This window comes from Streptomyces rectiviolaceus (genome assembly GCF_039533825.1).
Classification (GTDB): domain Bacteria; phylum Actinomycetota; class Actinomycetes; order Streptomycetales; family Streptomycetaceae; genus Streptomyces; species Streptomyces rectiviolaceus.
On sequence record NZ_BAAAUG010000005.1, the window covers coordinates 9,389 to 18,129 of the forward strand.

An 8,741-nucleotide genomic window follows, 5' to 3' on the forward strand; every position below is an offset into this window, starting at 1 on the left:
GGTTTCGGCGAGGTCGCCGCCACCGCCCGCCGCGGAACCGCCGCCGCTCGCCGCGGAGCCGCCCGCAGAGCCGTCGCCGGAACCGCCGGCGCCGCCAGGCTGCGCCGCCGTGTCGATCTCCAGTGAGACCTCGGACTTGGCCGGGGTGCAGGTCGTCGTCGTACCGAGTGCCTTGACCGTCAGGACACCCGGCGAGAGCGTCGACTTGCCGTCGGCGCCCGGCTTGTACGTGCCGGTCAGGTCAGGGATGGTCATCGGGTCGCCGGACTTGATGGGCTCCTTGTTGGTGGGGCCCTCCACCGCCACCGTGCCCTTGTCCGCGCCGCCCAGCTTGACCGCCATCGACGGCTTCACCGAGTCCGCGGGGATGTCGGCGGGGCTGTCCATGACGGACTTCTTGAACTGCACGGTGAGGCCGTAGTTGCCGCCGTCCTTCTTGGCGTCGATCTGGACGGGGGACGTGGCGTCCTTGTCGCCGATGGGCGTCTTGCACTTGTAGGGGATCTGGACTTCCTTGCCGGTGAAATCGGTCTTGCCGCCGTCGTCGCCACCACCGCCGGTGGAGCCGCCGGTGTCACCACCCGTGCTGCCGCCCGTGTCACCACCGGTGGAGCCGCCCGTGTCGCCGCCCGTGCTGCCGCCCGTGTCACCACCGGTGGAGCCGCCCGAACTGCCCCCGCCCTCCGTCACCTTGATGGTCGCGCCCGCCTTGACCTCTTCCTTGGGCGTGCACTTGGTGTCGGTCGACATCGGCTTGCTGACGTTGATGTTGTACGCGCCCGGGGTGAGCGTGATGTCGCCCGCCTTGGTCAGCTTCAGCTTGCCCTTCATGTCGGAAAGGACCATCGGGCTGTTCTTCTTGATCGGCGGATTGACCCGCTCGCCCGCCACCGCCAGGTCACCGGTCTGGCCGCCGCCCAGCTTGATGGTGCCGGTCGGCTTCACCGTGTCCTTCTCCAGGTCGATGACGTCCGGATTCTTGGACGCGGCCTGCGTCGTCTTCCATACGACATCGACCTCGTCGCCCACTTTCGCGGTGGCCGGCGCGGTGATCTCCACCTTCGTGGTGCCCTGCACCGGCGGCAGTCCCGAGATCGACGGCGGAATGCACTCCGTCTTGTACGCCACTTCGGCCGCCTGCGCGGGACCCGCGCCCAGCAGGATGCCCGCCCCGCCGAGCAGCAGCGAGACCGAGGCCGCGCCCGCTCTCCGTCGTGTGCTGATCACGTGTTTCCCTTCGTCGTCGGGCTGTTCTCTGACGGTGCGGAGAGCTGTCCGGCGGGTGGGGTCCCGGCGCCGGGGTCTGTGTCAGGGGTGAACCACGGGAGAGTGGTCGTGTTCGTGGCTGTGTCCTTGACGGTCTTGGCGGGCTTGCCTGACGTGCCGGACTTGCCGGTCCCGTGGGGCGGCTTCGTACGTGGCGTACGGGCCGCCTCGTCCGCCGCGACCGCACCCTGGGGGAGCCGCAACTTCGGTAGCCGGTCGGTGAGTTCGGAGAGCCTGCCGGTGCGGTGGCGTCCCGCGGGGCGGGAGCCGCGCCCCCCTCGTCGGCGATGGGGACGGAGCTTGTCCACCACTGCCATGCCGATGCGGAAGAGGGCGGCCGGCACGACGACGCAGAGCAGGATCCAGAAGACGGTGACGCCCCACGGGCGGCCGACGCCCCAGGGCTGCTCGGCGAGTACCTTGCCGCCGAACTTCAGGGAGACGAGGTAGTTGCCGTGCGCTCCCGCGGAGAGCTCGACGGGCAGCTTGATCTGGGCCTTCTTGCCGGGGGCGATGGTGCCGCGCCACTGCTGTTCCTCCCACTGCGGGGCGAACACACCGTGGGAGGTACCCACTTGGAAGACGGGGTTCTTGACCGGGGCCGAGCCGACGTTGCCCACGGTGAAGACGAACTTGCGGGACGGCGGAGCGCCGAACCAGGCCAGGATGCCGCTCGACCCTTCGAGCCGGGTGTCGGTGAGGACGGAGAGCTTCCCGCCGCCCTGCCGCTCGGGCAGGGGCTCCACGGGATGGCCCGCGACCTTGAAGGCGACGTCCGCCTGCGCCTTCTCTCCCGTGACGGTGGCCACGTGGACCACGCAGGGGCAGGGCTTGGGGGGCTCGGCCACCGGGAGCTTCTTGCTGAACGCGCCGTCGCCGTCCGTGGTGACGGCTCGCCCTGTGTCGTTGGCGCAGGAGTTCGTGCCGCCGGGCACGCCCTTGCCCGGAGTGGACTGGCCGCAGACGAGCATCATCAGGAGGGCGTTCGGGCGCCAGCCCTTGCCCTTGACGGTGATGTCGCCGCCTTTGCCCGCCTGGGCCTTGGACAGGGTGACGGTCGGCTTCTCCGCGGCGGTGGCCTGCCCCGCCGGGAGGAGCAGGAAGGCGAGTACCGCCAGCACGGCGGCCGCAGCCATGGATGTCTTGCCGCCTCGTCGGGTGCCGTTCACAGTTGCTCGCCCCTTCCCGTGCCCGCTCCCGCCAACTCCAGCTCCGTACCGCCCTGTTCAGGTTCGTCCCGTGGTGGATCCCCGGAGCCTCCGCGTCTCCTTACGAACCAGACCCCCGCCGCCACCAGACCCAGCACCCCGGCCGCCACCCCCGCCACCGCTCCCCACGGCACGAAGCGGGCCGACGCCTTCGCCTTGTCGTGGGCTCCGCCCGATGCCGTCACCGCGAGAGTGACCTCGACGGAGTCAAGGGCGGGGGCGTCGCTCCACGGTTCCGTCAGGGTGATCCTGCGGCCGGGCAGAAGCTCCACCGGAAGCGTGCGGGGGCCGCGGTCGAGCAGCGGGCCGAAAACGCCCTCCGCGCGGACCTCGAGCCTGGGGGTCAGAACCGTGTTGCCGCGGTTGACGATGTCGTACGAGATGCGCTCACCCTCGGCCTTCACCCGCTCGACCGTCAGCGCGGACAGCGTCGGGCCGCTCACCCGCAGATGCACGCGGACCCCGGCGTCACGCCCGCCCTCCCGCGCGACGATCGCCCCGGGGTGGTCGCCCGGCACGGCGCCGTCGGGGACGCTCACGCTGAACGGCACATCGGCGCGGGTGCGCGGCGGCACCTTCACCTTGCGCTCGGCGAAAGTGATCCAGGAGCCGGTGTCCTTCGGCGCGCCCCGCTCCAGCGAGAACGCACCGCCCCGGGTGTTGTCCGCGTCGGCGCCGCTCAGCTCCACCGTGCGCGGCTTCGACCCGGGATTGGTGACCGTCACCGTGTCCTCCAGGACGGAGCCGGGCGTGCCCTCCGCGTAGAAGTAGGGCCGCCCGTCCTTCGCGGGCCGCGTCCCTCCTCCCGCGGAGGGCGCGACGGACCACGCTCCGGAGTCGTCGGCGAACACCGGGGTCGCCGGCGCCGCGCCCGTCACCAGTAGGGCCACGGCCACGGTGAGAGCACGGGCAACGGACAGCAGCGACGGCATCGGCGGCTCCTGGATCTTCGTACGCTTTGTACGCGTCGTACACGGCGGTCGGACAGGGGCGCGCGCGGTCACCGCGTCCCTGCGACGCCGCGCACCGCGCCTAGCGCGACCGGGCCGCCTGGTTCCTGCGGGTCAGCCAGAGCACGCCCGCCGCGCCGGCGAGCAGCACGCTGCCGCCGAGGGTGCCGAGCGCGATCGCGGAGTCCGCGGGGCCGGTCTGCGGGAGCTCGTCGCCTCCGGAGGGGGCGCTGGCCGAGCCGCCGGAGCCGCTGTCGTCGCCCGATCCGCCGCCTGTGGCGGAGCCGCCCGAGCCCTTGACGTCGAGGGAGAGCGAGGGCTTGGGGCTGTTGGACGGCGTACACGTCGTCGTCGTGCCGAGCGCCTTGATCGTCAGGACACCGGCGGTGAAGGTGACCTTGCCGCTCTTCTTCGGTGTGTACGTCCCCGACAGGTCACTGATCTTGATGGGGGTGTTGGCGGGGATCGCCTTGGCGTTGGGCGCCCCGGACACCGGCACCGTGCCGCTCTCCGCGCCGCCCATCTTGATGAGCGCGCTCGGCTTCATCGCGCCCTTGCCCAGCTCCACCGGGCTGGAGGAGACGCCCTTCTGGAAGGACATGGTGAGTTTGTAGCCGCTGCCGCTCTTCACGCTCTTGATATCGATCGGCGAGACCGCGCCCTTGTTCCCGATGGGCGTCTTGCACTGGTAGTTGACGTCCTGGACCTCGGCCTGCGCGGCGGGGGCGGCCATCAGCACCGCCGAGCCGGCCAAGGCCGTGGCGAGCGCGAGCACAGCCGTTCGTTTCTGGTACGACACCTCGAGTTCCCCTCATGCCGGTCGTGGCGTGCCGCGGTGCGGATTTCCTGACGGCACATCAGATTGGGCGCTCAAGGTACGCCCGGGGCCTTGCCGAGGGAAGACAAAGAACGCGCCGGATCTCAGTGATCCGGCGCGCGTACGAACCGTGGGTAACCCAAGGGGGAACTGAGCGGGCACTGCGCGAGCGCGGCCCGGGCCCTACACGGGAGTCCTGTACGGGAGTCCTATACGGGAGCGCTCAGCTCCGCCCACACCGTCTTGCCCGACACCCCCGGGGTGCGGACGACCCCCCAGTCGAGGCAGAGCCGCTGGACTATGAACATCCCGTGACCTCCGGGCCGGCCCGCGCGGTGCGGCGTACGGGGCGCGGGCTGACCGGCGCCGCGGTCGGACACCTCTATCCGCAGCACCTTGCTGTCCGAGGAGAGCCAGAGCTCGTCGGGGCCCTCGGCGTGCAGGCACGCGTTGGTCACCAGTTCGGACACGACGAGGAGGACGTCCTCCGCGGCCGCCCGCTGATCGGCGCCCGCCGCGGGCAGCCAGCCCCACGCCTGCAGCGCCTGGCGCGCGAAGTCCCGGGCGAGCGGAACGATGCCGCTCGCGCCGTTCAGGCTCAGCCTGCGGACCTGGCGCCCCTGACGACCCGTGGCAGCCGGAGCGGCCTGGTCCGCGGGAGCGTCCGCGACGACGGCCTCGTACTCCGGGCCGCGGTCGCCCGGCGAGTAAGGCCGGGTGGTGCTCATCAGCGCTTCACCTCACCGACAAGGAGGACTCTGGACAAGGAACTGGACAAGTAGCGGGACTCCAAGAGGGATCATCGGCTGCTCGGCCGTTCCTGCTGTTGATTTGGCAACGATTGATTCGCGGACCGCAGTCGACGGATCCAGGGTGTCTCCTGCCCGGCCGAACCGTGAGAACACCCACTTATTCGACGCGACCCGTGTGACGCTGGTAACGCGGTGATCACATAGAGACAACTGGCGCGTAACTCTTGAGCACGCTCCGTCAGCAGGCCGTCCGGTCAGTCGGACAACGCCGCTTCGAGCGTCTCGTGGACAGTGAAGACCGCATCGGCTCCGGTGATCTCGAAGACCCGGGCCACCACCGGCAGCATCCCGGCCAGATGCACCCCACCCCCCGCGGCCTCGGCCTTGAGCCGGGCCCCCAGCAGCACATTGAGTCCGGTGGAGTCCATGAACTCCAGACGCGAACAGTCGACGACCAGTCGCGAGAAGCCGTCGTCGAGGCAGGCCTCGAGTGGCTCACGCAACAAATCGGCCGTGTGGTGATCCAACTCACCTGCCGGAGTCACGACGACGCTCGGGCCCTCGGCCCGGACTTCGACCAGAAGTCGGCCCCGATGCGCGCTACCGACTGTCCCGCGGTCCATTCCGTCACTCACTTCCGACCGTCGTGGCTGTTGATGACGCCCCTGAACATTACGCCTTCCACACGCCCTCGGGTACCCGAACATCCCCCAGAATTCGGACATTTCATCGCACACCGCACTTGCGACCGGGCTGTGGAACCGGGTAGGGGTAGAAGAGACAGTAATCAACACGGACGGCTTTGGAGGCGCCGCACACCGCAGTGCACGTATTGGCATCGGCAGCCATATGCCGAGAACGATGGAGGACACCATGTCACCCCGGCTCGACGAATCGCGCACTGACCGAGCGACGTCGACACTCTCACCGAACCGTATCGAGACCGAGATCCCGGGTCCCCGCACGGAAGCCACGCCGGACGACTTTCCGGCCATGACGGCCGTACCGGAGTCGGAGGCCCTTGAGGGGCTCACCGATCTGCCTGAGATCCCGCCGTTCGACGAGGTGGGGCCGCTGGATGCGAGGGCTCTGTCCAAGACCCTCTTCGAACGCCTCGAGTCGCTCGAGGAAGGCACGCACGAGTACGCGTACGTGCGCAACACTCTCGTCGAACTCAACCTCGCCCTGGTCAAGTTCGCCGCCTCCCGGTTCCGCTCCCGCAGTGAGCCGATGGAGGACATCATCCAGGTCGGCACCATCGGCCTGATCAAGGCGATCGACCGCTTCGAGCTCAGCCGGGGCGTCGAGTTCCCCACCTTCGCGATGCCGACCATCGTCGGCGAGATCAAGCGCTTCTTCCGCGACACGAGTTGGTCGGTGCGCGTCCCGCGCCGCCTTCAGGAACTCCGACTGGACCTCGCCAAGGCGGGCGACGAACTCGCCCAGCAATTCGATCGCGCCCCCACGGTGGGCGAGCTCGCCGAGCGCCTGGGCATCTCCAACGACGAGGTCGTCGAAGGCATGGCGGCTTCCAACGCCTACACGGCGAGCTCGCTGGACGCCCAGCCCGAGGAGGACGACTCCGAGGGCGCGCTCGCGGACCGGATCGGCTACGAGGACCACGGGCTCGAAGGCATCGAGTACGTCGAGTCGTTGAAGCCGCTGATCGCCGAACTGCCGCCGCGCGACCGGAAGATCCTCTCGCTCCGCTTCGTCGCCAACATGACGCAGTCGGAGATAGGCGATGAGCTGGGCATCTCACAGATGCATGTGTCGCGACTCCTGTCGCGGACCCTCGTCAAGCTTCGCAAGGGATTGACCGTCGACGAGTGAGGGGGCTCGCCGCTCGGCGTCTGTCCGGGCATCGAGGCCGCCGCTTCGCGCCGGATCACTCCCACCCACCCACCCGTTTGCCCCGCGTCTTGGGGTAGGCGGGTGGGTTGTTTCTTGGCGGCTCTACAGCGCCGCCTCCACCGCCGCCTCCGCGTGCAGGCGGGTCGTCGGGAAGACCGGCACCGGGCTGTGCTCCTGCCCGATGAGGAGCTCGATCTCGGTGCATCCGAGAATCACGCCCTCAGCTCCTTCCCGTACGAGATCGCCGATGACCCTCTGGTACCCAGCGCGCGACTCCTCACGCACCACTCCGAGGCACAACTCCTCGTAGATCACCCGATGCACGAGCGCGCGCCCTTCCGCGCCCGGCACCAGCACATCCAGCCCGCGCGCGGCGAGCCGCTCCCGGTAGAAGTCCTGCTCCATGGTGAACGCGGTGCCGAGCAGCCCCACGCGCCGCACACCGGCATCGAGCACGGCATCGGCGGTCGCATCGGCGAGGTGAAGCAGCGGTACGGAGAGGGCGCCCTGCACCTGGTCGGCGACCTTGTGCATGGTGTTGGTGCAGATCAGCACGAGATCGGCACCGGCCGCCTCGACCCCCTTGGCAGCCTGCGCGAGCACCTCACCCGCCTGCTCCCACTCCCCCGCGACTTGCAGCTCCTCGATCTCGGCGAAGTCGACGGAGTACAGCACACAGCGCGCGGAGTGCAGTCCGCCGAGGCGCTCGCGTACGAGTTCGTTGAGCAGCCGGTAGTACTCGGCACTCGACTCCCAACTCATGCCGCCGAGCAGCCCGATGGTCTTCATCGCTGAACGCTTCCTCATGGGTGGAGCGTACGAGAGTCCGGCGTCCGCGCGGCGAGTTCGAGGACCTCGGGGACCACCGCGAACGCGGCGTCCATCCGCGCGACGAGCGCCGCCCGGTCCTGCTCCCCGCCGGGCGCCGACCACTCCTTGAGCGCGCCGCGCCAGGCCGAGAGCATCAACTCCAGGAGCAGCCGCACCCGCAGCGGGGCGATGTCCGCACCCGGCCCCGTGCCGAGCCCGGCGACGGCGATGGTGACGACCTCGTCGGTGACCTCCGCGCAGTGCCGCAGGCTGTGGGCGTTGAGCGCGGGCGTGGCATCGGCGAGGGCACGGCTCGCCAGGAACCGCCGCTCCCAGCCGCCCTCCATCCCCGCCACGGCGACGTACAGCGAACGCTCGAAGACGGCGAGCAGCGGCTCCCCCGCGAACGGCCGCTCGCCGATGTCCTCGACATAGGCCCGCCAGAGCTCCCGCTCGGGCGCGAGCGCGACGTCCTCCTTCGAGGCGAACGTACGGAAGAAGGTGCGCTTGGAGACTTCGACGGCCTCGACGAGTTCGTCGAGCGTGGCGGCGCCGAAGCCCTTCTCGCCGAACAGCTCGAGCGCCGTCTCGACGAGCGCCCGCCGCGTACGCAGCTTCTTCCGCTCCCGCAGCGGCAGCTCGCTCCGGGAATCGCTTGCCTTGCTCTCCACCATGGCCGTCATCCTAGCCCTGCTCGCCCCCCGTGAGCGTTTGCCCCTTGATGCCTTATGCCACTCAGTGGCACTATCGACTGCATGCGAGCACTGACGATCGACCACTCAGCCCCCGGCCACCTCTCCCTGCGTGCAGTCCCGGACCCGGAGCCCGCCCCTCACCAGGCACTTGTCCGCATCCACTCCTTCTCGATCAACCACGGAGAGGCGGCGTTCGTCGTCCCGAGCGGCGAGGAGGGCTCGGTGCCCGGCTGGGACGCGGCGGGGGTCGTCGTGCGGGCCGCGGCCAACGGCTCGGGGCCCGCGCCCGGCACCCCGGTCGTCACGCTCGGGCCCGCCGGGGGCTGGGCGGAGCTACGGGCGGTCGACACGGAGCTGATGGGGAGGGTGCCGGACGGGGCGGACCTGGG

The 8,741-nt window shown here is 69.9% G+C and carries 10 protein-coding genes; 2 read left to right on the plus strand and 8 right to left on the minus strand.

Going from position 1 to position 8,741, the window contains the following annotated elements; all coding sequences use genetic code 11:
- From ABD378_RS00320 to ABD378_RS00345, 6 genes are all read right to left on the minus strand, one after another.
- Window positions 1-1,224: hypothetical protein (locus ABD378_RS00320; protein WP_344518190.1), on the minus strand; the 1,224-nt coding region annotated here is incomplete at its 3' end.
- Window positions 1,224-2,402: a hypothetical protein gene (locus ABD378_RS00325; RefSeq protein WP_344518191.1), complete on the minus strand. Its 1,179-nt coding sequence runs from the start codon at window positions 2,400-2,402 to the stop codon at window positions 1,224-1,226. The genes ABD378_RS00320 and ABD378_RS00325, both read right to left, overlap by 1 nt.
- A 29-nt stretch (window positions 2,403-2,431) precedes the next feature.
- Window positions 2,432-3,406: a hypothetical protein gene (locus ABD378_RS00330; protein ID WP_344518183.1), complete on the minus strand. Its 975-nt coding sequence runs from the start codon at window positions 3,404-3,406 to the stop codon at window positions 2,432-2,434.
- A 100-nt stretch (window positions 3,407-3,506) separates the two neighbouring features.
- Window positions 3,507-4,223, minus strand: a complete 717-nt coding sequence (locus tag ABD378_RS00335; protein WP_344518184.1) for an LPXTG cell wall anchor domain-containing protein — start codon at window positions 4,221-4,223, stop codon at window positions 3,507-3,509.
- 227 nt (window positions 4,224-4,450) lie between these two features.
- Window positions 4,451-4,969 carry an ATP-binding protein gene (locus ABD378_RS00340; protein WP_344518185.1) on the minus strand — a complete coding sequence of 173 codons (519 nt, stop codon included), beginning with the start codon at window positions 4,967-4,969 and terminating at the stop codon, window positions 4,451-4,453.
- A gap of 278 nt (window positions 4,970-5,247) precedes the next feature.
- Window positions 5,248-5,616 (minus strand): STAS domain-containing protein, encoded by a 369-nt coding sequence (locus ABD378_RS00345; RefSeq protein ID WP_344518186.1) that lies wholly within the window; start codon window positions 5,614-5,616, stop codon window positions 5,248-5,250.
- A 238-nt stretch (window positions 5,617-5,854) separates the two neighbouring features.
- Between ABD378_RS00345 and ABD378_RS00350 the strand changes: the two genes are divergently transcribed.
- Window positions 5,855-6,826, plus strand: coding sequence for an RNA polymerase sigma factor SigF (locus ABD378_RS00350; protein WP_344518187.1), 972 nt, complete (start codon window positions 5,855-5,857; stop codon window positions 6,824-6,826).
- 123 nt (window positions 6,827-6,949) lie between these two features.
- Here the strand turns inward: ABD378_RS00350 and ABD378_RS00355 are convergent, their stop codons facing one another.
- On the minus strand, window positions 6,950-7,636 hold the full coding sequence (locus tag ABD378_RS00355; RefSeq protein ID WP_344518192.1) for an aspartate/glutamate racemase family protein: 687 nt from the start codon (window positions 7,634-7,636) through the stop codon (window positions 6,950-6,952).
- A 14-nt stretch (window positions 7,637-7,650) separates the two neighbouring features.
- Window positions 7,651-8,331 (minus strand): TetR/AcrR family transcriptional regulator, encoded by a 681-nt coding sequence (locus ABD378_RS00360; protein ID WP_344518188.1) that lies wholly within the window; start codon window positions 8,329-8,331, stop codon window positions 7,651-7,653.
- A gap of 81 nt (window positions 8,332-8,412) precedes the next feature.
- On the opposite strand from ABD378_RS00360, the gene ABD378_RS00365 reads away from it, so the two are divergent.
- A partial coding sequence (locus ABD378_RS00365; protein WP_425583803.1) for an alcohol dehydrogenase catalytic domain-containing protein occupies window positions 8,413-8,741 on the plus strand: 329 nt, incomplete at its 3' end.

Coding starts and splice junctions, on each gene's coding strand:
- ABD378_RS00345 (WP_344518186.1), bottom strand. CDS start 5,616: ATGGACCGCGGGACAGTCGGTAGCGCGCATCGGGGCCGACTTCTGGTC.
- ABD378_RS00360 (WP_344518188.1), bottom strand. CDS start 8,331: ATGGTGGAGAGCAAGGCAAGCGATTCCCGGAGCGAGCTGCCGCTGCGG.
- ABD378_RS00355 (WP_344518192.1), bottom strand. CDS start 7,636: ATGAAGACCATCGGGCTGCTCGGCGGCATGAGTTGGGAGTCGAGTGCC.
- ABD378_RS00330 (WP_344518183.1), bottom strand. CDS start 3,406: ATGCCGTCGCTGCTGTCCGTTGCCCGTGCTCTCACCGTGGCCGTGGCC.
- ABD378_RS00325 (WP_344518191.1), bottom strand. CDS start 2,402: ATGGCTGCGGCCGCCGTGCTGGCGGTACTCGCCTTCCTGCTCCTCCCG.
- ABD378_RS00350 (WP_344518187.1), top strand. CDS start 5,855: ATGGAGGACACCATGTCACCCCGGCTCGACGAATCGCGCACTGACCGA.
- ABD378_RS00340 (WP_344518185.1), bottom strand. CDS start 4,969: ATGAGCACCACCCGGCCTTACTCGCCGGGCGACCGCGGCCCGGAGTAC.